Genomic DNA, 23,192 nt, shown 5'->3' on the forward strand with positions numbered 1-23,192 from the left:
CCCTTCCAATGTGCTTCGCTTAAGGCTCCAAGGTCACCATCACCCGGCCAAACCGACGGCTTGCTTCCGTCACCGAGTCCGTCACCACAACGCGTTCCCATTCGGCATCGATTGAAGTGGCGACTTCCTCCGTTGCCGCCTCCCAATCTTCAGCGTCCAGGCCAGAGCCAAATTGCGCTTCATAGCTAATATCGGGCGATGTCGACTCCTTGCGCCTGACGTATTCGATTTGCAATTGGTTGTCATTGTTCAAGCTCATCGATGGCAGCCCGCTTACGCCGGTTTCCGATTCCACATAGCTAACATCCGGCGCGTCCGGCAACAGGTTAAAGGCATACTCCAGCATCAGCGGGACGCCATCAGCATCCGGGTCTGCCGCCGCGCCGGTCACTGCTTCGTTGACTAAATCATCTCCCGAAAAATATTCGGCTTTCCAGATGGCGTAACTCCCCACCGCAAAGAAAACCCCATCCACTCCGCTCTGCGTAGGATCGGTCATGTCCTCGCCCGTGTAGGCGCTGGCTTGCATGCCCAATCGATAAACCCCCTTCTCGGTAAAGCCCCAGTTCAGGTGGCTGTGCCCCTGAGCCAGTTGGTAAAAGGCGTCTGATGAATCCAGCCCATCCGAAGTAGCCGCCCAGACCACAGCTTCGCCTGGTCCGGTAGTTTGCCAAAGGGACACCTGCGGGTTCGCTCCTTCTCCGAAGTAGACGACCTCGACTAAATTTATTTTGATCCAAGCCTGAGAGCCCTCGGAGCTTTTCCGCGGATCACTTGTGGTATAACTTGCGATGCTGCCAGTGGGCTGATCAGTGTTAAAGCCCGGCCACGCGTAGCCATAGTCAAACTCAGGCGCCAACCAGAATGAAGCGCCAGCTGCGACGCCCAGGAATTCAAATCCACTCGCCGGCACGGTGAATCGCGCGCCACCGGAGGCAGATGGCGCATCACGCAGGGGAAACACAACCCCATCAAACGGCGCACTGCTCTGCGGGTCGTTATAATCCGATCCATAGATGATCTCCGTCGTCCAACTGGCGGTTGCTGGCACGTACTCAAATCGAACGTCCGCATGAGTTTCCACTAAAATCGACCCCTGCCCATGTGCCAGGCATGCGCTAGCAAGCGATAAAACGATGACTCGACCCAACATAACCATTACTGAATTGCAGCGATGTTCTCGCCCTTAGTTATTTTCTGCTTCACCTCGATTGCAGGAATGCTTTCCACATGCCCATCCGCATAGAGGTAGTTTGCTGCCCCCGAAGCCGAGTCATTCTCACTGCCGCCGTGCCGATTGGGCTGAATGTCCCGCAACAGGGCGTTCCAACCGGTCCAGGAGCTTGAGTGCGTGTGATCACTAGTGACGCCGCCTGACATGAGTTCGGAGACATTAAACGCCAAAATCGTCTTCGAGGGATTCGGTAAGAGAGAGGGGCGATTGTATGCTTTGCCCCTGGCATTGCCAAACGGATCTCGCTCCTGCACAAAAACATAGCTGTTGAGAACGTAGCTGGTTCCACCCTCCGCCAACCGCTCGTCCTGTAGCGCGCTAGGCTCCGCAGGGCAAATCCTGACTTCATCGAGATCCTCCAAATAGTCGGCAATCGTGTAGATCCACGACTGGCTTAATGTCGTCGTGTGAGTCGTTTCTGGGTAGACGCCATGGTCATTGACGTGCAGTTGCAACGCCAGCCCGATTTGCCGCATGTTGCTAGCGCACGTCGCCTGATTCGCGTTTCCCTTGACGCTGCTAATCGCAGGCAAGAGCAATGTGCCCAGAATCGCCAAGACAGCAATCACCGCCAGTAATTCTACCAGGGTGAAGGCTCGACGATTGCTTTGGTGTCTGTTCATCCCACCCAACATGACGGATAGATTTTCAATTGCAAATAGTTTGCAATAAAATTTAGCGACGCCGCCTGCTGGCCATTTCTTCTTCCGCGCGGCAAGAAACCAGAAGAGTAGACTCAGCATTATTTGGGAACCCCGGTCACAGCAACTTGACAGGAGCGGTAAGATTCGTTACAAGGTTGTGCATACCCTCCCCCCATTGCTTATGCTCCGAGAATCCTCCCCTGTTGAAGCTCGGGTAAATTTCGGCTTCATCATACTCATTTCAAGTGTAGCTGCACTCGGCGGCTTCCTTTTCGGATACGACAGCGGTTGTATCAACGGCGCCATTGACGCCCTGCAGAAAGCGTTCAACGCCAGCAACCTCGGCAGTGGCTTCAATGTGGCGTCCATACTGCTCGGCTGCGCCGTTGGAGCATTTCTAGCGGGAAGTCTCGCGGATAAATTTGGCCGCCGCTCGACGCTGTTTGCTGCTGCGGTGATGTATGCCGTCAGCGCATTCGGCTCCGGCATCGCCAACGACTCGCTGGCGTTCATTCTCTTTCGTCTAATTGGCGGCTTCGCCGTGGGCGCAGCGAGCATCATCGCCCCAGCTTACATTAGCGAGGTGGCGCCCGCCGCCTACCGCGGGCGCCTCGCAAGCCTACAACAAATGGCGATCGTACTGGGCCTCTTCATCGCATTTTTAGCGAACTGGTTAATCGCCCATGCCGCTGGCGGAGCCAGTAATGAATTCTGGTTTGGCTACGATGCCTGGCGCTGGATGTTCTGGGTGGAGCTCATCCCAATCGGGCTGTTTTTCCTGGGCCTATTCCTGATCCCGGAATCGCCACGTTTCCTCATTGCGCAAGGTAAGGAAAAGCAGGCAAAGGACATCATGCACCGCATTGCGCCGGATAAAAATACCGGCCAAAAAGTCGCCGATATCCGCAAAACCGTCAACCGCGAGCGCAAGCCTCGCCTGAGCGACCTCATCAACGAGCAAAGCCGTAAACTTCACCCCATCGTCTGGACTGGTTTGGCAATCGCCGCCCTACAGCAATTGGTCGGCATCAACATCATCTTTTACTATGGAGCCGTGCTCTGGAAGGCCGCTGGATTCTCCGAGGTGGACGCGCTAAAATACAACGTCATCAGCGGCGTCATCAATGTCGCCTCAACTGTAGTCGCGATCTTCCTGATCGATCGTTGGGGGCGCAAGCCACTGTTATTAACCGGATCTGCCGGCATGGTCGTTTTTCTCAGCGCATTGGCGGTGATTTTTGGCACAGCGCCACTCGACGCGAACGGAGACCCCGAACTCGGCCCGATGGGCATTCCTGCGCTCGTTTGCGCAAACCTCTACATCATCAGCTTCGGCATCTCCTGGGGCCCAGTCATGTGGGTCATGCTGGGTGAGATGTTTCCCAACCGCATCCGGGGCGCCGCGCTGGCGGTGGCCGGCCTCAGCCAGTGGATGGCGAATTTCGTCGTCACGATGACGTTTCCAGTGCTGCTGGCGGGCATTGGCCTCGGTGGCGCCTATGGCCTCTATGCGGCGTTTGCGTTGGTGTCGTTCCTCGTGGTCAAAGCAATCGTCAAGGAAACGAAGGGCCTGACGCTTGAGGAAATGGAGAATGGCTAGGTAGTGTTTTCAAATTAAAACTGTTGATGGAACGAGTAAAAATGAATGCAGCGCAAGGCGGCTTGAACGAAGCGCACTGCAAGTGCGTGAGTGAAAAGCTAACGCTGCGACCTTTCATTTTGACCGTTCAGGCCCCGGATGGCTTTTTCCCATCAGCTTCGTTATCTTTCGGTCGAAAGGCTTCCAGCCTATTCAACCTCAGATGCCTAGCTGATTGGAAAAAATCCATGCCGCCATCAAAAGCTTTAATTTGAAAACACTACCTAAAGTGTGTTCGAAAATGCAAAAAAGCTATTTCAACAGGTGGAGTCCGGTGTCCCTACGGGGCTTGTTTTATCCAGCGAGTTGACGGAAAAATGCTTTAATCTTTACCGCTTCAGCACTCCCCTACCTCAACACGTCCAAAAAGGCATTGCCTTTTTACATCCTTGCCGCTTCCTGAAAGGTTTCCTTATGAGCGAAACCCTGAAATTTGCAGTCTTGCCCGGCGATGGCATCGGGCCCGAAGTCATGGAAGTTGCGTTGGAGGTCCTCTCCGCCGCCACCAAACCCGAGGGGCTGGACCTCGATTTCGCGACCGCCGACGTTGGCGGCATCGCAATCGACAACCACGGCCAAGCCCTGCCCGAGTCGACTCTCGAAGTCTGCCGCAAGGCCGACGCCATTCTGTTTGGCTCCGTCGGCGGGCCGAAGTGGGAATCCCTCCCCCCCAAGGAACAGCCGGAGCGCGCCGCCCTCTTGCCGCTGCGCAAGGAGTTCAGCCTCTTCGCGAACATCCGCCCCGGCTTGCTCTTCCCTGAGCTGGTGGACGCCTCCCCACTCAAGACCGAGCGCATCCCCGACGGCATCGACATCGTTTGCATTCGCGAGCTGACTGGAGGCATTTACTTCGGCCAGCCCAAGGCCACGCGCACCCTCGAGGACGGCCAAAAGGAAGCCCTCGACACCATGATCTACAAGACCAGTGAGATCGAGCGCATTGCCGAGGTAGCCGCCGTCGCCGCCTATGGCCGCGGTAAAAAGGTCTGCTCGGTCGACAAGGCCAACGTGCTCGAAACCTCCGTCCTCTGGCGTCAGACCGTCACCGAATACTTTAAGAAGAACCACCCCGAGCTCGAGCTGAGCCACATGTATGTGGACAATGCCGCCATGCAGCTCGCCCGCGACCCGAACCAGTTCGACGTCCTCTTCACCGAGAACATGTTCGGCGACATCCTTTCGGACGAAATGGGCGTCATCTGCGGTAGCCTCGGCATGATGAGCAGCGCCAGCCTCGGCGTTGGCCAAAACCGTTTCGGCAAGCCCTTCGGCCTCTACGAGCCAGCTGGTGGGACCGCGCCGGACATCGCCGGTAAGGGCATCGCTAATCCGTGCGCCCAGATCCTCTCCGCCGCGATGATGCTCCGCTACAGCTTCGGCTACGACGCCATCGCCGACCGCATCGGCGCCGCCGTTAAAAAAGCCGTCCAAGACGGCGTCCGCACTGGCGACATCGCCTTCGGTAAGACACCAATCGGCGCCAAGGAAATGGGCGCCGCCATCATCGAGCGTTTGTAGCCGCGCCGATGGCGCGGAGATTAAAGTTTAAAGATTAAAGTTTCTACACTGACTGAATGTGGGGCCCCGGAAACGGGGCCCTTTTTTTGTTTGCCAAGTAAGCGCCAAATTGGGTTCATTAAATTATGATACGGAAGGCTGCATTTTGGGCCATACTCTTCGTCGGCCAATGGTTGCTCGCGGACCAAAAAGATGTCGACTGGATTGCCTTGCTGCGCCAGCAGAGCAACCTGAGTGCTGAACAGATCGACCAACTGAGCCGCGCGATCGACGCCTCAGCAGAAGATGAAGACGCCTTGCGCAAGCTGTGGATGGGCAACGATCTCGAGCTGGCGAACGTTGCTTTTGCCGCACACCTCGCCACTCAGGAAAGCGACATAGCCATCAAATTCATGGACACCCTCAACGAACGCGAAGCGGAGTTGAAGCTTGGTCAAGTCGCTGGCTTGCTCGCCCACGACAATGTAGGCGCGCTCTACCTACTTGAGAAGCCGGACACCTTCGACCCAACCCTTGTAAACACCTTGCTGACGCTACTCACTGGCGAAACTTATTCCACCGCAGACGCCTGGAAGGGCTGGCTCGAGGCGTATCCAGAGGGGTTTAATTGGGAAGTCTTCGGCGACCCCGTCACACTGCGCGCCCGCTCGCAGTCGATAGAAACAAAAGCCATTTTCGATGCCCTGAAGAGCCTGCCAGTTGACAAGGTAACTGGCGTAAATGAAATCTTCCAGAACACGGTTGGACCAATCTTGCAAGGAACCGAAGCAAATCGGCAAGCCGCACTGAATGCAGTGAGCTCCAGCGAGTTGGAGCAGGCCCACCGCTTATTCTATTACGGCGAGCTGGCTGCTGCCGAGAAGGCCTACATGAAGATTTTGGAAGAAGACCCCAACAATGCGTACGCTGCCTACCTGCGCGGCTGCATTCTCTTCCAATTGCATGATTACCATGAGGCGCAACTGATGCTATACTTGGCCTCTGCTCTTGAGCCGACGAGCGCATCCGCCCACTTCCTGCACACGCTGACCAAGCGCCGAATTGCCCAGCCAGAGGAATCCCTGCAAAATGCCGTGTGGAGCCAGTTTCTGCTTACGCCAACTCCCCCCACCTTTGGCTTAACAGGCAATGGCGATCCCTTCATCTCGCGACTACAAGGCGAGCGTTCTCTTTTTGAGCCTGGCATTTACCACCTCCCCACCCATGAGTTGTTAACCAAAGCCGCCGCCACCAAGGACCCCGAGCTTGCGCTCGGCTACACACTGATGACGCCGCTGGATGGGAAACTCGCGCGCATTCAGGCGCTCGCCCAACGCTTTCCCAGCGACAGCGCCATCCAGCAAGCCCTGCTCGCCTACAGCCAAATCGGCGTCCACGATGCAGCGACGATCCTACCACTCATTGACCGCTGCCGTGAACTCGATCCACAAAATCGCGCGCTGATCGTGCTTGAAATGGCGTGGCGCGGTTGGGACGACACACTGCTACCCGAGGTGCTTTGGGAGGATGCCATCGACTACCGCGAATACGAAAACCCGCCGCTCAATCCTGATCAATGGCAATTGGTTCCCCAATTTCAGCATGCTTCGTACTACTTGGATATCCGCGAAAAACTAGCTCAGTGCATCCAAAAAGCTTGGCAGGAGATGCATCACCCCTTGGCCGGCGATACGAATCACTTTCTGCTGCGCACGAGCAATTATCTGCAAATGCGACAACTGCAAAAACAGATCATGCTCAGCGCGCGTATCGCCGTGGCGCGACGGGATAAGCCGAGGGTAAAAGCGCTCATTCAATTTCTGCAAACCTGGGCTCAGTCCATGCAAAAGGCCAAAACAAACCTGACTTCCGAGTTGCACAGCCGACTTCTCACTCATAAGTCGCTGCAGCTGGCGAACCTTTGGCATGGCCGCGACGAAAATGAAGGCGTCGAGGAGGAGAGTCGCCGGCTGGCCTCGGAAAACAGGCGCTACCTCGAATTGGCCGAACCTCAGTTACTGATATACTTCGTTCCCGTGCCCGATTTGAACTCAATTTTCGTTCAGCAATCTCAGGATGAAGAGACATTCTTCACCGACTACGAAGCCTTCCTCATGAACCAAAGGCGCCCTACTCCATCCCGCTGAAACTTTAATCTTTTTCCTTTAATCTTTAATGGCCCGCCGCGCGACGCGGCGGGCCATCCATCCGGCCATCGCCGCAGCCGCCTTGGCCGGCGGAGCGAACCATCGGTTTGGCCAAGTCTTCCGTGCCCTTGTAGGCATAAGGATCTTTGCCCGCAACCAGCACGATGTCGCGCTTGTCGGCGTGGCCAACGGGGTCTGGCGACTCGCCGATGCGATACCATGGCAACAGGCTTTCCGCGCTCATGTAGTGGTTGACTAAAGAACGCCGAAAACCCGACGTTTTGCGGTTGGGCAAACTCTTGTGGAGCAAGTAGCCGTTGAAGAATACAACCGCGCCCGCCGGAACCTCGACCGGGACGGCGTTGGCGTCAGTGTAAGGGAAATCATAGGCTTCGTGCGCACAGTCGTATCCCGCCTTGTTGTGGGGATACATCGGCCAGAGGATGCCGCGGCGATGCGAGCCGGGGATCACCCACAGGCAACCGTTGTCGACCGTGGCGTCGTCCATCGCAATCCAGCCGCCGCACAGCGAGCGGTCGCGCGTGGGGATGAAATACTCGTCCTGATGCCAGGCTTGGCCGGGCTTGCCCCTGGCCTTGATGAACAACATCGACTGCATGCATTTCACATTGGGGCCGATGATCGACGTCAACACGCGCACCGCATTGGGCTGCGCCAGCGCACGATGCATGATCAGCGAGGCCTTGTGCGGAAAATGGATGCACAGGAACTGCGAAATGATCTCCTCGTCGGTCATCCCAGTGAAGTCGGGCGTCTCTGCAGGCTGCTGCTCCGCCATGTGATTGCCCGCCGGGTTGAGCGCGCCGCAGTCACCGCGACAGATCGCCACCGCGTCGTCGCGCAACTCCTGAATCTCGTCTGCGCTGAAGCAATCAGTGACGACGATGAAGCCGTTTTCGCGGTAATATTGAGTCGAGGCGTCGCCGAGCTCAGCGACCGAGAAATAACCGGGGGAAGTAGATGTCGTGATCATGGCCATAAGCATAGCCAGATTGAGGCTCGAAATCCATGGCTGCCCTGCACATAATCTTGTCTACAATGCGCATATTCTCCGAAATCACCCCCAATTACGTCGGAGACTTTGTCTATGGCAAACGCGGCGAATTCGGACCGCGCAAGCAGCCACACCTACAGTTGGTGTATTTCTACAACGGGAGAATCCGGGTACACGCGGGGAGCGCCATACGGGAATTCCAAGGCGGCGAGGCGTTTTTCATGATCCCCGGCGTGACGTATCGACTGCTCTTTGACCCCGATGAGCGTGTGCGCCACGGCTGGGTAGACTTGCTCGATGTCCTCGAAACGCCCGACTGGGCCAAAGACCCTGCCAACCAGCTCCGCGCCTTTGCTTTCACCGAGCGCATGCGCGCACTGGCGGCGATTGCCAACGACGCACCCCGTCAATCTGCCGACAGCGAAGGCGACCTGCGACACGCGCTCGGTCGCGCCATTGCCGAGGAGGCGTTGCTCGCCTCGGGCATCCACGAGGCACATAACGCACATTTGCCGCCTGCCATCATCCGCGCCGAGCGCATTTTAACCCAACACTACACCGGCCCGCTAACGCTGGACAAAGTCGCTCAGCGTGCAGGCGTCAGCAAGGCTCACTTGATCCGTCTTTACCGCCAGCACCTGGGCGTCACTCCCGCACGACGGTTGTGGAAAATCCGCGTTGAAGCCAGCGCCAAACTTCTTCGCAACACCGGCCTGCAAATTCAGGAAGTCGCCGACCGCTGCGGTTTCCCGTCACCGTATCATTTCTCTCGCTTATTCAAACAGCGTTATGGCGTCCCACCAACAAAATATCGGGAGCAAGCCTGGAACGGTGAGGAGCAAGAAACGCCTAAAGCTTCAAATGTTCGATGAGCTAAGCACGACACACCCTTTTTCCTTTAATCTTTTTCCTTTTTCCATTGCATAGCCCCATGTCAATCGAAGCTCGCCTCCAGGAACTTGGTCATGAACTACCGGCCGCGCCGGCCCCCGCCGGCAGCTACGTGCCCTTCACCCGCGTGGGCAATGTGCTGCACGTCTCCGGCGCCATCTGCATGCAGAAGAGCGAGATGACTCACACCGGCAAGGTCGGCAAACTGCGCGACCTGAAGTACGGCCAGGACGCCGCCGCAGTCTGTGCACTCAATTCGTTGGCCGTGGTGAAGTCCGCCGTCGGCAGCCTGGACAAGATCAAGCAAGTGGTCATGGTCAACGGCTTCGTCAACGCCGACGAAGGCTTCACCGACAGCCCGGCCGTCATCAACGGCGCGTCCGACCTCCTCGTCGCCGCCCTTGGCGACAAGGGCAAGCACGCCCGCGCCGCCGTCGCCGTCAGCGGCCTGCCGAAGGACACGACCGTCGAGATCCAGATGATCGTCGAGGTGGAGTGAGTGCCGAAGTGGCGGAACGCGAACCTCTGTGTTCGCTTACTGTCAATCTAGATCGCACTCATTCGATGCGCTGCACATGAGCAGTATGCTGTGGAGTGTATGACTCACGGATAAAAGCTAGATGGAATATAGGCGAACACAGAGGTTCGCGTTCCGCCAGCGTTCGTCCCACCACTCCGCATCAATACACACAAAAAAGCCCGACTCTCGCCGGGCTTTAATCTTTAATTTGCTCACTTTAATCTCCGCAAATAGCTCCGCTATTTGCGGTCATCCATCTTGACGTAGCTGCGCTGCGTGGCGCCTTGGTAGATCTGGCGCGGACGGTGGATGCGGGCGCCGCTCTCGGCGAGCTCCTTCCAGTTGGCTATCCAGCCCGGCATGCGGCCGATGGCGAAGATAACAGTGAACATGTCCAGCGGGATGCCGATGGCTTGCAGAATGATGCCGCTGTAGAAGTCGACATTCGGGTAAAGGTTGCGGCTGACGAAGTAGTCATCCTCGCGGGCCTTGGTTTCGAGGCGGCGGGCGATGTCGAGCAGCGGGTCGTTGATGTTCATCGCGGCAAGCACCTTTTCGGCGGCTTCGCCGAGGATCTTCGCGCGCGGGTCGTAGTTCTTGTAAACGCGGTGACCGAAGCCCATGAGACGGGTTTCGCCGGTCTTGGCCTTTTCGATGAAGTCCGAGCCGTCGTCGCCGGCGTCGTGGATGTCTTGCAACATCTTGACCACGGCCATGTTCGCGCCGCCATGCAGCGGGCCCCACAGGGCGCAGACGCCAGCGGAAACCGAGGCAAAGAGATTCGCGCCGCCGGAGGCCACCATGCGAACAGTGGAGGTGGAGCAGTTTTGCTCGTGATCGGCGTGCAGGAGGAAGATCAAGTCGAGCGCGTTGACGACGTCGTCATGGAGGACGTAGTCGTTGTAGGGCTCGGAGAACATCATGTGCAGGAAGTTCGCGCAGTAGGACAGCTTGGGCTTGGGCGCGATAAACGGCAGGCCCTGCTTCATGCGGTAGCTCATGGCGGCGACGGTGCGCACCTTGGAGAGCAGCGTCGCGGCGGCGTCATCAAAGTTTTCCAGATCCTTGGCGCGATCGTTGGTCGCGAGCTCCGGGTAGTAGCTGCCCAGGGTGTTGAGCAGCGCGGAGAGGATGACCATCGGGTGCGCGTTGGTGGGAAATCCGTTGAAGAGATTCTTCATGCCCTCGTGGATCGAGGCTCCGCGCAGGATGCGGCGGGAGTAGTTGCGCAGCTCTTCGGCCTTCGGCAGCTCGCCGTAAACGGTCAAGTAGGCGGCCTCGACGAAGTTCGAGTTTTCAGCGATCTCCTCAATCGGGTAACCGCGGTAGCGCAGGATGCCCTTTTCACCGTCGATGAAGGTAATCTTGCTTTGGCAAGAACCGGTGTTGCCGTAGCCTTCGTCGTAAGTGACGTAACCGGTTTGGGCGCGTAACTTGCGGGTATCAATCGCGCGCTCGCCCTCCGTTCCTTCGAGAATGGGTAGGGTATAGTTTTCGTTTCCGATGCGAATAGTGGCGGTGTCGTCCATAATGAAATAAGCTGTGCTAACGGGAGCGAACAGATTCCACGAAGTTGCGGTATATTTGCAAGCCTTTGGATTGGCTTTTCTCCGGATGGAACTGTGTAGCAAAGCAATTTCCGCGCCGCACGGCGCTCACGAAACGCTCGCCATACTCCGTCTCGCCCCAGATCAGGTCGGCGTCGTCGGTTTCCACGCGATAGCTGTGCACGAAATAAAATTGATCGCCGCTGGCGAGCCCTGCAACCGATTGATCCGCCGGATCCTTGAATTCAACGGCGTTCCAGCCCATGTGCGGAATTTTATACTCCGGCGGCAACTGAAACTTTTTTACCTTTCCGGAAAAAATGCCCAGCGCCTCGGAGTCGCCTTCTTCGCTATATTCGAAGAGCGCCTGCATGCCCAAACAGATGCCAAAGTAGGGCTTATCGGCGCGAATCCATTCACTAATAGTTGTCGCAAAGCCGGTTTGGCGCAGCGCATCCATGCAGTGCGGCATGCCCCCCTGCCCCGGGAAAACGAGACCAGCGGGGTCCCCCACCTTGTCCGGAGAGTCGGCTAAATAGACGTCCGCGCCCACGTGCTCCCACGCGCGCATGACGCTGCGCAGGTTGCCCATGCCGGGGTCGATAATCGCGAGTTTCGGTGCCGACATTACAACGCTTCCTTCGTGCTGGGCAAGCGGTCGCCCAGGCGCGGATCAATCTGCGTCGCGACATCGATGGCGCGGGCAAAGCATTTAAAGAGCGACTCGGCGATGTGGTGCGGCTCCTCGCCGTATTCGAGCTTCATGTGCAGGTTGGCGCCCACGGCGTTCGTGAACGCCTGGAAGAACTCCTTGACCAGCGCGATGTTGAAGTCGCGGATCATCACATTGCTCGCCTCCACCTTGTAGCGGAAGATCGGGCGGTTGCTGAGGTCGATCGCCACCTGCGCGAGGCACTCGTCCATCGGCAGGATGAAGAACCCGTAGCGCTTCATGCCGCGCTTGTCGCCGACGGCCTGCTTGATCGCTTCGCCGAGCACGATGCCCACGTCTTCCACCGTGTGGTGGTAGTCGATCTCGATGTCGCCCGTGGCCTTGACCTGGAGGTCGAACAAGCCGTGGCGCGCAAAGAGGTCGAGCATGTGGTCGAAGAACGGCACGCCCGTGTCAATGGACGACTCGCCCACGCCATCAAGGTTGATGGTGAGCTCGATCTGCGTTTCCTTCGTGTCGCGCTTGATGGAAGCGCTGCGCGCGGTGTTGGTTACTTCTTCTGCCATTGGTCCAAAATTTCGCCGAGGCGGTTCATTTCTTCAGCGCTGCCCACGCTGATACGGAGGAATGATTGAGTCAAGGCGTGGTTCGGAAACGCGCGCACGAGGATTTTGTTGTCCGTGAGGAACTGGAAAAGGTCCTGCGCGACCTCCTTGCCCGTCTCGCCAGCCGCATTCTTCGGCTCCACAAAGTGGAAGTTCGCCTCGGTGGGAAACGCATACCAGCCGCGCTGTGCGTAATCGGCGGTCGCCGCGTCGCGGAGCTGCTTGATCTCGGCAATCTTGCCTTGGTAATATTCCTGATCGCCAATCGCCGCCACCGCCGCAGCCTGCGCCAGGCGGTCGAGGTTGTAGCTGTCTCGCACGCGGTCGAGCAAGTCGATGACCTCGGTGCTGCCCATGGCGTAGCCCACCCGCATGCCGGCGAGCGCGTATGCCTTGGAAAAGCTGCGGACGATCACCAGGCGCGGGTTGTCCGCGAGCAGGGACACACAGTCCTCCTCCGCAAACGGCGCGTAGGTTTCATCGACCACGAGGATGCCGGGAAACTTGTCCAGCAGCGCCTTGACCTGCGCCGGCTTGAACGCGACGCCCGTGGGCGCATTCGGCGAAGTCAGGAAAAAGATGTTCGCGCCGGAGTTCGCAATGGCGTCCATCGGCAGCGCGAAGCTGCGGTCGAACTCGACCTCGATCATTTCGGCGCCCTGGATGTTACGCAGCACCGTATATAAAGAATAGCTGGGCACGGTCATCCCGGCCGGCTTCGTCTGGTCCACGAAGACGCGCATCAGCAAGTTGAGCACGTCATCGCAGCCGTTACCGGCGAGCACCTGCTCAGCAGTCAGGCCATGATGCGCAGCAAGCGCCTTGCGCAGCGGCGCGCTGGTCGGGTTCGGGTAAAGCCGGAGACCCTTGGCCGCGTTGGCCAGCTCCGCCTGAATGCCCTCAATGACTTTCGGGCTCGGCGGGAAGGGATTCTCGTTCGTGTTGAGTTTTACCCAGCCGGAATCGGTCGGCTGCATACCGGGCACGTACGCGCTCATCGCCGCCACATGCGGCAGCGCCAGGGATTCGATGGAGACGTCGGAGTTCATGGAAAAACCCTGTGTCGTAGCCGGTTGGTGGTGCAGCGGCAAGATTATTGGGAGAGAGGAATGATGGAACTGGCCGCTGCAGGGCGATGGTCTTTCACCGCCGCCTAACCTATCAGGCGATCATAATCATCGTGGCTTCCGATCCACACCCACGTATATCCATGACCCGCCTCGACTGCCAGCGCCCGGTAATTAAGGCCCACTCTGGCCGACCAGAATTTGCCAACCTTCTTAAGCTGTAAAGACGGATGCGCGGCATCCTCCTTAAGCAACTCGAAATTCTTGCGCGCCAGGCTCTGAACTTCCGGGGCCAACGAATCGAGACACTTCCAAAAGCGGTCCGTTGCCTTGTGCATCTAGAGATCTTTCAACGAGCCCTGGTCAGCTTCCGCACGCGCCTCATCGATCAAGAAATCAAGCTTCCCCGAATCAGAATCCTCGGCAAGGTGCGCATCCCACTTGTCCCAGTCCTTTTCCGAGAGCCAGCGACGCAGCTCAACGAACTGAGATTCAGGGAGGCCGGCAATGGCCACCTTGATTTCTTCGATTGTAGACATGGGGGAAGGTTAGCAGGGATTCACCCATTTGGCAATTTCTGTTTGCCGGACATAAGGTGAAGCAATCAGGCTCCGAAGGAAGGGATAAGAAATCCCAGTTTCTACTGGTAGAAACGCCCTCAAGCTCAGATGTCGCCCTACTTAACTTCTTATTTCATCGGCTCAGCACTTGTAGTCGCATTAGCTACTTCTGGTTTCACGCTGACTTCAGTTTTATCACCTTGCGCCAAACGTATGATCTCAGAGGCGATATTATAACTATCTTCCAAACCAGAGAAATATAGGGAAAGCTTTAATTTGAGCGAATTTCTGAAGAATGGATCATCTATAGATTCACAGAGTTTCAGAGATTCTTCCAGTTTTCGATCCTGTCTCAACTTATCGAAAAAATCTGACATTAATTGGCGTGCTTTGTTTGATTGAACAAAAAACAATGCTGCTACCACATCTACAATCGCTCCAGCAACAATTCCAAGGTAGCCAGACTCTTCCGAATACGTAAACACAGAGGTGGCAATGATTAAAAATCCCAGCGTAGCAAAAACCAAGCTAAACCAAAAACTAATCCTACACTGACTAATACTTTGCTGATGGTATTCATCAAACTTATTAACATCATAGGCAATTTTCTGCATTTCAGCTGCAGAAATGTGAACGTCATTCGCATTTCCGTAGATTACTATCTGTCGATCACTCTCTTTATCTTTAGGTTTTTTGAAGTCGAAGATGCTTTTCTTCCACCCAATCCATATCGAAAACCCTGCTAAGCCTAGTGCTACAATTGGCAGCACTATTTCTTTCAACATAAATGATATACCTTCAATCCAACTCATTCCAGTTCATTAGTTCAAAGTAGCATTTGAAATAGGAATATTTAAAAAATAGATTTATTAAATACCATTTAATAATAAGTAAACACGATTTTGAAGCCTTGTGAAAAGCAGCATCACCCCGCCTCCTCCACCGCGATGTCCCCTTCCAGCAGTGTGCCGGTCTTGGCGGGGTGGCGACGGATGACGCGGAGCTTCGCGGCGCCGGTGAAGTCGTCGGGGATGCGGGCCAGGAGCTCATGACGCGAAATCGGCACCACGGTGGTTAACTGGACCGCCGCCTTGCGCGGGCGAATCAGGAACACGCCCTCGTCTTCCCCAGCTGGATCGTAGTTGAGTTGCGCGCCGCGGATGCGCACAAAGCCGCCGGCCACATAGACATTGGGCTCCGTCAGTTCCTGCCCCTTCTCATCGAGGGCCTTGACTTGCTGGACGATCGGCGCCTTGGAGTTCGCGTTTACCCGGCGGCGGACCAGCTTCTCGCCCGCTTGGGCAATGCGCGCCTGCAGCTTCCGCGGCAAGATCCACGAGATGGTCAGCTTGACCTGCTTGTCCAAAATGCGGCCGGGCGTGTCGTCGAAGGAGCCCTTCATGCCGAGCCGGGTGCGGCCGAGCGGCCCGAAGTCGACCTCCCGCCCCTTTGTGGCGTTGAGAGCGAGCCACTCCTGCATGAGCTCCACCACTGCCCCGGCCTGCGTCTCACTGACGCCGCCGCGCTCGCGGCAGTATTGCTGAAACTCCGCAAAGCCGACCCGCTCTCCGGTGTGTAAAATGAGCCGTTTGCTGCCCGGCTTCACCGGATTGTCCTGCACGCTGACTTTGACTTCCATAACTGCCGTTTCCTCCGTTGCACCAGTGGGTGTTACTCCCAAGCAGTGAGGCATTTTGCGGCAAAGCACAAGGGCAATTTATTGTAGTGATCCTATCGATCTAACTTTTTGATACTATCGATATAAAATATTGGTATTATCGTTATAATTAATCGATAGCTTCAATTTATTTAAATACCCTACTGACTTCAAGCAGCATGCACCACTGCACTGGAGCAAATTCCACCTCAGGCTCAGAGCAAAACGCTACTTAGCAATGGATTTAAAAAGGTGGAGCCCGGTGTCCCAACCGGGCTTGCAATTGCCTCTCAGGAAACTCTTAGGATGGAACAAGCCCGGTAGGGACACCGGGCTCCACCTTTGCCAGCAAACAGCGACTAGCTCTTTCGGCCCTCGTCGTATTCGAAGTATTCGATCATGGTTTGGATTTCGTCGCGGTCGGCGAGGCCACTCTCGGCTTTGCGGCGGGCGACGATTTCTGCGGCCGGGTCGTTTTGACCACGCTTGCTCAGGTAGTCATTCCAGATGTGGATATCGAGTTCGTTGAGCTCACGGCCGCTGGCAAAGCACCAGTCGAGCACCTCCTCATCGGAGCCGCCGGCCAGCGTCTTGGCAACGAGTGCGTCATAGGACACACGGAGAAAGCCCGCACAGCGTTCGTCGAAGCCTTTGCCGAGGTTGTCGACGAAGTCTTCGCGCAGCTCACCGCGCGCGTGCTTGCGGATCTTGTCCAGCATGCGCGGGAAATAGATCATGCCCTTGGTGGTTTCGTATGCAGAGATCGGTGTTTCTTTCATGATGTTCTATTTTGGAAATAAAGTTTTCCGTTAGTATTGATCAAATTGCCCTCTCAGCCCTTTCGCACAGTGTGCGAAACTGTGGATGCAACGGCACGTTGCCGTTGCCGGACGACGATGCCGCTGCCGACGAGGATCAGCGCGCTGCCCAGGATGATCGGCAGGCCGTAGGTTTCGTGGAAAAACACCATGCCGCCAACTGCATTGAGGATAGGCAGGATGAGCTGGATCGATGCGCCCTTGGCCACGGGCAAATGTTCATAGGCAACCGTCATCACCATCTGCCCGCCCGCCACGAGGACGCCGGCGCCGAGCATCAACGCAACGTTGGCGAAGCCGGGCGTGAGATCCGTCAGCCCAATGAACGGCACGGCGACGAGCATGCCGTAGATCGCCTGCGCCGCGTAGATCGTGGTGCTGCTTTCGGTTCGCACGAGGAGCCGAATGAGCATCACGATGCCACCTGCGGAAATAGCGCCGCCAATTGCCACCAAGTGGTAGACGCCGATGCCCTCCAGGGAAAATCCACAGAGGATCGGAATGCCAGTAAACGCCACGGCGAGGCCAAGGGCTTGCTGGCGGTTGAGTCGTTCGCCGAGGAATAGCGCGGCGAACAACGTGCCCCACAAAACGTAGGTCAGGTTGAGCACGCTGGCGGTGCCGAGGTCCATGTGGAACACGGTCACGTAAAACATCGCCAGCGCCACGCCCCCCAGGATGCCACGCAGGATGAGTAGCGGCTTATAAAAGACGCGCAGCACCTGCCCAGCCCCGGCCCCAGCCAGGAAGACGGCAAAGGTAGTACCCGCCAGACCGCGATAAAAATTCACCGCCCAGAAGGAAACTTCTCCGCGCTGCCCAAGGTATTTGACGATCAGGCAATTCACGCTGAAGAGCACGACGGACAAGAGCATCAACAAGACGCCCCGTGCGGTTGCGCTCAGATTCACTGCGGGTATTCGGATGAGTTTTGCGATCATTGGTCATCGGCGGAGCGCCTGACCGAACAGTTACCCTGAAAAACGAAGTTTGCAATATCCAGGGGCCATCCGGTTAAGGCCCCTGTTGGTGTTAACTACACACGCACAACAGAAGCCTCCGCGTTCCAAATGCGAACGACGACGGTCCAAAGGTTGACGTGTTTCAATATAAACATTGCGAGCAAATGCATGGTTCGCAATGAGTCCGCATCCGCGAGCTTTTTCTACGCACGATTGGTTAAGCTACTGAGGGATAATGACATTCAGACTTCTCACTGATCCAGGTCATGCGAGATGCGAAGCTGCAGAATCAACAATCTCCAGCTCGTGTTATGTCTAGAGAGCATTTTTTGGCCAGTTTGGCCTCAAAAACACGGGTAATACATAGAGGTCGCCATAAGCCATTAAGCTTCTCCCGATCCCACAATGAACGATTGCGGGAAGCTACGGCATACCCGCCGCTTAGCGCGGTAACCGTTCCATTGATTTCGGCTGCTCATCCCAAGGTATGCACGATCTCTTGCCAATCCAACTTTGTTGTCATGAAAGTCATCGCCAAAACATACTACGCTTTAAAACAGGCGTCATTGGACGCTGTTTATTTAAGGGTTCGCCTATTCGCCGATTCTGTTATTCGCCACGTACGGCGTGCGGTGTTGCAACGACGCACGCTAACTCAGGCTGGCTTACTCGTGATGGCCACGCTAACGAGTGCCGACCTATCCGCAAATGAGTCGCCGATCAGCGATGCAGGCCTCGATCGCACGGTCGGCCTGGAAGAATTGAGTCCAGATGAGGTAGCGTCGTCACTCACGATTGATGTGAGTTCTGGTTCATCGAGTAACATTTCCGGCGGATATGTCTGGCAATCCTTCACTGCGCCAGACAACGCAGATTATCTGCGCAGCGTATCTTTGAAGTATAATTCAGTCGACGCGATAACCGGTGATAGAACCGCCCTGATCTATGAAGGGGAAGGCGACTCCGGCGAGCTTCTGGGAGAAGTGACGGTGGACGCGATCACGTCAACCTGGACCAATTTTGACTTTGGCGCGATCCCGATCGTTCCAGGCCAGACTTACACCATTGCGTGCTGGCAGAGCCGATGGGCCTATAGCAATAGTGACCCCTACCCGGACGGACAATCCAGCAACTCGAACGCTTCGCGGGATTACATGTTTCAATTGTATACTTCGTCAAAGCAATACGCTGCGATTGCATTGGATGGTTCGGGCAGCAGCGATCCGGAAGACGGCAACAACCTCAGCAGCTACCTGTGGGCGGAGATCAGCGGTCTGGGCGTCACCCTCACCGATGCAGACGCAGCGTTGGCGACGGCAAGCGGCCTCGAACCCGGGAACGCCTACACTTTTGAGCTGACCGTAACTGACCAGGAAGGAGCCTCTGATTCAGATTCCGTAACGATTACCACGCATGAAGCGCCCACCGCCGATGCGGGTTCGGCTATCGTGACGACGACTGGCAGCGCGACCTTAACCGGTTCAGGCAGCGACCCGGAGGACGGAACCAATGTTACCTACTGGTGGGAGGAAACCAGCGGTCTGGGCGCAACACTTGCGAACGCCGATAGCGCCAGTGCGACGGCCAGCGGGCTGATTGCGGGAAACACGTACGTCTTTCGTTTGACCGTGACCGATCAAAGCGGCGCCACGGCTGCCGATGAAGTCGAGGTTTATGCAACGACTGCTCCCGTCGCCGATGCCGGGGCTGATGAAACGCTTGGCCTGGAGTCACTGAGCCCGGATCAGATAACGCCGACCCTAAGCGCCAATATGGAAACCGGCATCTACAGTAGTGACAGTGAGGGCGCCATTTGGCAGTCTTTCACCGCGCCGGCGGGCGCCGATTACCTGCATAGCCTGGCCCTCGGCTATGACCTCTCAACGGAGTCCAACTTCTTCCGCACGGTGACCGTCTACGAGGGCGAAGGAGACACCGGCGCTGTCCTGGGAACGGCAACCGCAATTGTCGATGAGGAATGGACGACTTTTACCTTTGATGGGATTCCGCTGACTGAAGGCCAGACCTATTCCTTTGGGTCAGACCAACAGTACTGGAAATACGCGATCAATAGCTTTTATGATGGCGGCCATCGCAGCACGGGCGACTCCCACGACGCCTATTTCCGTCTTTACACCTATGATGCAGCCGCAAGGTTTGCGCCAATTGTTCTAACAGGCTCAGGCAGCGATGCCGAAGATGGGAGCAACGTCACCTACCAATGGGTGGAAACCAGCGGCTTGGGCGCGGCGCTGACCAATGCAGACGCCGCAGATGTCACCATTGGCAGTCTTCTGCCGGGCGAAACGTATACCTTTTCACTGACCGTTACCGATCAAGTTGGCGCTGCAAACACGGACACTGTCGTCATTACCACGCATCGGGCGCCAATCGTCGACGCCGGTCCCGACATCGCGGAAATCGGTAGCAGCAGTGTGACTTTGAGCGGTTCCGGCAGTGACCCGGATGGCGGCGCAGTCACTTATCAATGGATACAAATCAGTGGTCTAACGTTGACGCTCTCCAACGCTGATACCGAAGACCTGACCGTTAGCGGCTTAGTCGCCGGCAACAGCTACACCTTCCAATTAACCGTAACCGATGAAGAAAACGCTTCGGCCGCAGACTTCGTCTCCATCTACACCAGCCAGTTGCCCATCGTCAACGCCGGCGCCGACATCATCGCGAACAGCGACAGCGTTACCTTGAACGGAACCGGCAGTAATCCGGATGGAGGCGATGTGAGTTACCTGTGGGAGGAAACCAGTGGTCTCGGCGCAATACTCGCCAATGCTGATACCGCGAATCCAACCGCCAGCGGTCTCGTCGTTGGCGCCACCTACACCTTCCAGCTGACGCTTACGAATCAAGTTGGGGCGTCGGACACCGACGAGGTCGAAGTTTACGTGAACGCTGCTCCCTCCGCCGACGCCGGCTCCGATATCATTACGGTCAACAGCAGCGTTACCCTGACGGGCTCAGGCAGCGACGCCGAAGACGGAACCGACGTCACCTATTTATGGGAGGAGACCAGTGGTCTGGGCGCAACGCTTGCCAACGCCGATAGCGCTAGTGCGACCGCTAGCGCCCTGATTGCCGGGAACGCGTATGTCTTTCGATTGACAGTGACCGATCAGGACGGCTCCACGGCGACCGATGAAGTCGCGGTTTACCCAACGACTGCTCCCACCGCCGACGCCGGAGTCGGGGGTGATGTCGGCCTGCGGTTTTTGAACCCCGATGAAGTTTCGCCAACGTTGAGCGCAGAAATGGAAACGGGCATCTACGTGAATACGACTCAAGGCGAGATCTGGCAGTCCATCACCACGCCGGATGGCGCCGACTATCTTCACAGCGTCGCCATTGGCTATGATCTTTCTGAGGAAACCGGCTTCGAAAGAACGGTCACCATCTACGAAGGTGAAGGAACCGATGGAGCCGTCCTGGGAACGATCACGGCAGTGGTGGATGCTGAATGGACCACTTTCGTCCTGGATGACGCGATTCCGCTGACTGCGGGTCAGGTCTATTCGATTGCGACTGATCGGCAGTATTGGAAATACGCCATCAATGATTATTATGACGGGGGCTATCGCAGCATCAACACAGGCGGCGACAGCTACTTCCGCCTTTACACCTATGACACAGAGTCTGCTTATGCGCAGATTGTTTTGGCAGGCGACGGGAGCGATGCAGAGGATGGAAGCAACGTCACCTACCAATGGACGGAAACCAGCGGTCTGGGCGCGACGCTCACCAACGCCGACACTGCGGACGTTACCTTGAGTGGCCTTGTGCCGGGCAATGCTTACACCTTTTCACTAACGGTCACGGACCAAGCCGGCATTTCCTCCACGGACACGGTCACCATCGACACTCATCAAGCCCCGGTGGTCGACGCTGGGCCCGATGTCGTAGCGACCGGCGACAGCGTGATTTTAAGCGGTTCCGGCAGTGACCCGGACGGCGGAAGCGTGACCTACCAATGGACTGAAAGCAGTGGCAGCCTGTCGCTCACCAACGCGGATACGACCGACGTAACCGCCAGCGGCCTGGTCATCGGAAGCACATACACCTTCCTGTTGACCGTAACGGATGAAAAGGGCGCTACGGGCATGGACGAGGTCACGGTATTCGTGACCACCGCCCCCACAGCGGATGCGGGCCAGGACCAGACGGTTAACCTGCTGAGCCTCGATCTGTTCACGCCGTCACTTTCGCTCGAGGTGGATTCCAGCACAACCGGTTCTTCGAGTGATGGCTTTGTTTGGCAGTCGTTCATTGCGCCAGACAGCGCTGATGTGCTTACGAGCATCGCCCTTAACTACAACAACACGCACCTCATCACCGATAGCCGAAGCGCCTTTATCTACGAAGGAGAAGGCGCAGACGGCCAGCTTCTTGGCGAGGTGACGGTCGATACGATTTCCGCCTGGACAACATTTGACTTCGGTGCGATCCCCATCAAAGGCGGCGAAACCTATACCATCCTCGGTTCGCAAAGCCGGTGGGCCTTCAGTGGCGCTGACGCCTATCCAGAGGGCCACTCGAGCTCTACGGACGCTGATCGAGATTATGATTTCCGCATCTACACATTATCGACCGGAGCGGTCCCAATCATCTTGAGCGGTTCCGGCAGTGATCTGGAAGACGGAACGAACGTCATCTATGAGTGGATGCAGGACGATGACAACCCAACTGCAGCGCTCACTAATGCAGATACGGCGCAAGTGACGATTAACGGTCTGTTGCCTGGCTATTCCTACACGTTCGTACTGACCGTAACCGACCAGGATGGCGCCTCCACCTCGAATAGTGTCGAGATCCTGGGGAACACAATCCCAACGGCGGAGGCCGGCTCCGATGTCGACGCAAACAGCGGCAGCGCGACGCTAAGCGGTTCCGGCAGTGATCCGGATGGCGACGCCTTTACTTATCTTTGGGAACAGATTACGGGCCTGGACGTAATCATGACGAATGCGGACACCGCCAATCCAAGCATCAGCGGTCTCCTGGCCGATAATGATTATACTTTCCAACTCACGATCACCGATACATACGGCGCATCAGACACCGACGATGTGCTTGTTTCGGTCGAATCCGCCAGTTCGATCTATGATGATTGGGTGAGCGCACATGTGGCTAACGACGCCGACAAGGATTTTAACGCGGAGATCTTCGGCAACATCACCAATGGCATCGCATTCCTCGTTGGCGTATCGCCCGAAGACCTCCGTCCATCGGACTTGGGAACAGTCGAATCAAGCAGCGCTGCCATAACGTATAAATTCCGACGGCACGATCAGGCCCTCGCTTTTAATCCAGTGGTGCAGTATTCCTCAGACATGATCGTCTGGAGCACGATAACGCTCGATAGCGACATTGCGGGGATCTCCGTTACGGAAATCGACAACGGTTATGGGACGGATGACCAAGGCGTTGGCGTGGACGAAGTCATGCTCGAAGTCGACACGGCAATCCATCAAAACATATTCATTCGCCAGCAAATATCCGATTTGGTGAATGAATAATCTGACTCCACACTAGAGCACTTTTCATCTAGATTGGCCGATCAGGCCGCAGTGATTTTTCGTGTCCAGCAAGGCGGCTTGAGCGTCGCAGGCTTCCGCCTGTGAGCGAAAAGCCAACAACGCTGGCGCGGAAAAGCACTCGGTTTAGGGCTTGGGGCCAGATTGGAAGTTCGCGGCGTTGACAT

At 56.6% G+C, this 23,192-nt stretch carries 19 protein-coding genes; 6 read left to right on the forward strand and 13 right to left on the reverse strand.

Translation table 11 applies throughout. The annotated features are described in order from the left end of the window. Positions 1-19: 19 nt before the first annotated feature. Both RBB63_RS02200 and RBB63_RS02205 read right to left on the reverse strand, forming a co-directional pair. Positions 20-1,051, reverse strand: coding sequence for a choice-of-anchor M domain-containing protein (locus tag RBB63_RS02200; RefSeq protein ID WP_309380654.1), 1,032 nt, complete (start codon positions 1,049-1,051; stop codon positions 20-22). 107 nt (positions 1,052-1,158) lie between these two features. Continuing rightward, on the reverse strand, positions 1,159-1,857 hold the full coding sequence (locus tag RBB63_RS02205; RefSeq protein ID WP_309380656.1) for a prepilin-type N-terminal cleavage/methylation domain-containing protein: 699 nt from the start codon (positions 1,855-1,857) through the stop codon (positions 1,159-1,161). Positions 1,858-2,059: 202 nt separating this feature from the next. On the opposite strand from RBB63_RS02205, the gene RBB63_RS02210 reads away from it, so the two are divergent. The 3 genes from RBB63_RS02210 (at position 2,060) to RBB63_RS02220 (ending at position 7,161) form a co-directional block, all read left to right on the forward strand. After that, positions 2,060-3,478 carry a sugar porter family MFS transporter gene (locus tag RBB63_RS02210; protein WP_309380658.1) on the forward strand — a complete coding sequence of 473 codons (1,419 nt, stop codon included), beginning with the start codon at positions 2,060-2,062 and terminating at the stop codon, positions 3,476-3,478. Positions 3,479-3,931: 453 nt separating this feature from the next. After that, positions 3,932-5,035, forward strand: a complete 1,104-nt coding sequence (gene leuB / locus RBB63_RS02215; RefSeq protein WP_309380660.1) for a 3-isopropylmalate dehydrogenase — start codon at positions 3,932-3,934, stop codon at positions 5,033-5,035. 125 nt (positions 5,036-5,160) lie between these two features. Then, a complete protein-coding gene (locus RBB63_RS02220) occupies positions 5,161-7,161 on the forward strand; it encodes a tetratricopeptide repeat protein (RefSeq protein ID WP_309380662.1) in 2,001 nt (666 codons plus the stop codon). A 25-nt stretch (positions 7,162-7,186) separates the two neighbouring features. Here RBB63_RS02220 and RBB63_RS02225 read toward each other — a convergent pair whose 3' ends face one another. Continuing rightward, a complete protein-coding gene (locus RBB63_RS02225; protein WP_309380664.1) occupies positions 7,187-8,155 on the reverse strand; it encodes a phytanoyl-CoA dioxygenase family protein in 969 nt (322 codons plus the stop codon). A gap of 65 nt (positions 8,156-8,220) precedes the next feature. On the opposite strand from RBB63_RS02225, the gene RBB63_RS02230 reads away from it, so the two are divergent. Together RBB63_RS02230 and RBB63_RS02235 are read left to right on the forward strand one after the other, a co-directional pair. Continuing rightward, positions 8,221-9,048 (forward strand): AraC family transcriptional regulator, encoded by an 828-nt coding sequence (locus tag RBB63_RS02230; RefSeq protein WP_309380666.1) that lies wholly within the window; start codon positions 8,221-8,223, stop codon positions 9,046-9,048. A 59-nt stretch (positions 9,049-9,107) separates the two neighbouring features. Next, positions 9,108-9,566, forward strand: coding sequence for a RidA family protein (locus RBB63_RS02235; RefSeq protein ID WP_309380668.1), 459 nt, complete (start codon positions 9,108-9,110; stop codon positions 9,564-9,566). Positions 9,567-9,826: 260 nt separating this feature from the next. Here the strand turns inward: RBB63_RS02235 and RBB63_RS02240 are convergent, their stop codons facing one another. The 10 genes from RBB63_RS02240 to RBB63_RS02285 all read right to left on the reverse strand — a co-directional run bounded on the left by RBB63_RS02240 (position 9,827) and on the right by RBB63_RS02285 (position 17,455). Continuing rightward, positions 9,827-11,116 (reverse strand): citrate synthase, encoded by a 1,290-nt coding sequence (locus RBB63_RS02240; RefSeq protein ID WP_309380670.1) that lies wholly within the window; start codon positions 11,114-11,116, stop codon positions 9,827-9,829. Between the two features lie 16 nt (positions 11,117-11,132). Continuing rightward, positions 11,133-11,762: an imidazole glycerol phosphate synthase subunit HisH gene (gene hisH, locus RBB63_RS02245; RefSeq protein WP_309380672.1), complete on the reverse strand. Its 630-nt coding sequence runs from the start codon at positions 11,760-11,762 to the stop codon at positions 11,133-11,135. Beyond that, a complete protein-coding gene (gene hisB, locus RBB63_RS02250) occupies positions 11,762-12,373 on the reverse strand; it encodes an imidazoleglycerol-phosphate dehydratase HisB (protein ID WP_309380673.1) in 612 nt (203 codons plus the stop codon). The genes hisH and hisB overlap by 1 nt, the downstream gene beginning before the upstream one ends. Further along, positions 12,358-13,461, reverse strand: coding sequence for a histidinol-phosphate transaminase (hisC, locus tag RBB63_RS02255; RefSeq protein ID WP_309380675.1), 1,104 nt, complete (start codon positions 13,459-13,461; stop codon positions 12,358-12,360). Before hisC ends, hisB begins: the two co-directional genes overlap by 16 nt. A gap of 104 nt (positions 13,462-13,565) precedes the next feature. Then, positions 13,566-13,817, reverse strand: a complete 252-nt coding sequence (locus RBB63_RS02260) for a ParE family toxin-like protein (RefSeq protein WP_309380677.1) — start codon at positions 13,815-13,817, stop codon at positions 13,566-13,568. Next, positions 13,818-14,018, reverse strand: coding sequence for a hypothetical protein (locus RBB63_RS02265; protein WP_309380679.1), 201 nt, complete (start codon positions 14,016-14,018; stop codon positions 13,818-13,820). It abuts the gene before it with no gap. A 149-nt stretch (positions 14,019-14,167) separates the two neighbouring features. Beyond that, positions 14,168-14,851: a TRADD-N-associated membrane domain-containing protein gene (locus RBB63_RS02270; RefSeq protein WP_309380681.1), complete on the reverse strand. Its 684-nt coding sequence runs from the start codon at positions 14,849-14,851 to the stop codon at positions 14,168-14,170. Positions 14,852-14,964: 113 nt separating this feature from the next. Next, complete coding sequence (locus RBB63_RS02275) at positions 14,965-15,678, reverse strand: hypothetical protein (RefSeq protein WP_309380683.1); 714 nt, start codon at positions 15,676-15,678, stop codon at positions 14,965-14,967. Positions 15,679-16,055: 377 nt separating this feature from the next. Further along, positions 16,056-16,475 carry a DUF5069 domain-containing protein gene (locus tag RBB63_RS02280; protein WP_309380685.1) on the reverse strand — a complete coding sequence of 140 codons (420 nt, stop codon included), beginning with the start codon at positions 16,473-16,475 and terminating at the stop codon, positions 16,056-16,058. Positions 16,476-16,528: 53 nt separating this feature from the next. Next, positions 16,529-17,455: a DMT family transporter gene (locus tag RBB63_RS02285; RefSeq protein WP_309380687.1), complete on the reverse strand. Its 927-nt coding sequence runs from the start codon at positions 17,453-17,455 to the stop codon at positions 16,529-16,531. Positions 17,456-17,997: 542 nt separating this feature from the next. Here RBB63_RS02285 and RBB63_RS02290 point away from each other — a divergent pair. Beyond that, positions 17,998-23,007, forward strand: a complete 5,010-nt coding sequence (locus RBB63_RS02290; RefSeq protein ID WP_309380689.1) for a PKD domain-containing protein — start codon at positions 17,998-18,000, stop codon at positions 23,005-23,007. Positions 23,008-23,192 lie beyond the last annotated feature (185 nt).

Origin of the sequence: Cerasicoccus frondis (genome assembly GCA_031296915.1) — a bacterium.
GTDB classification, from domain to species: Bacteria; Verrucomicrobiota; Verrucomicrobiia; order Opitutales; family Cerasicoccaceae; genus Cerasicoccus; species Cerasicoccus frondis.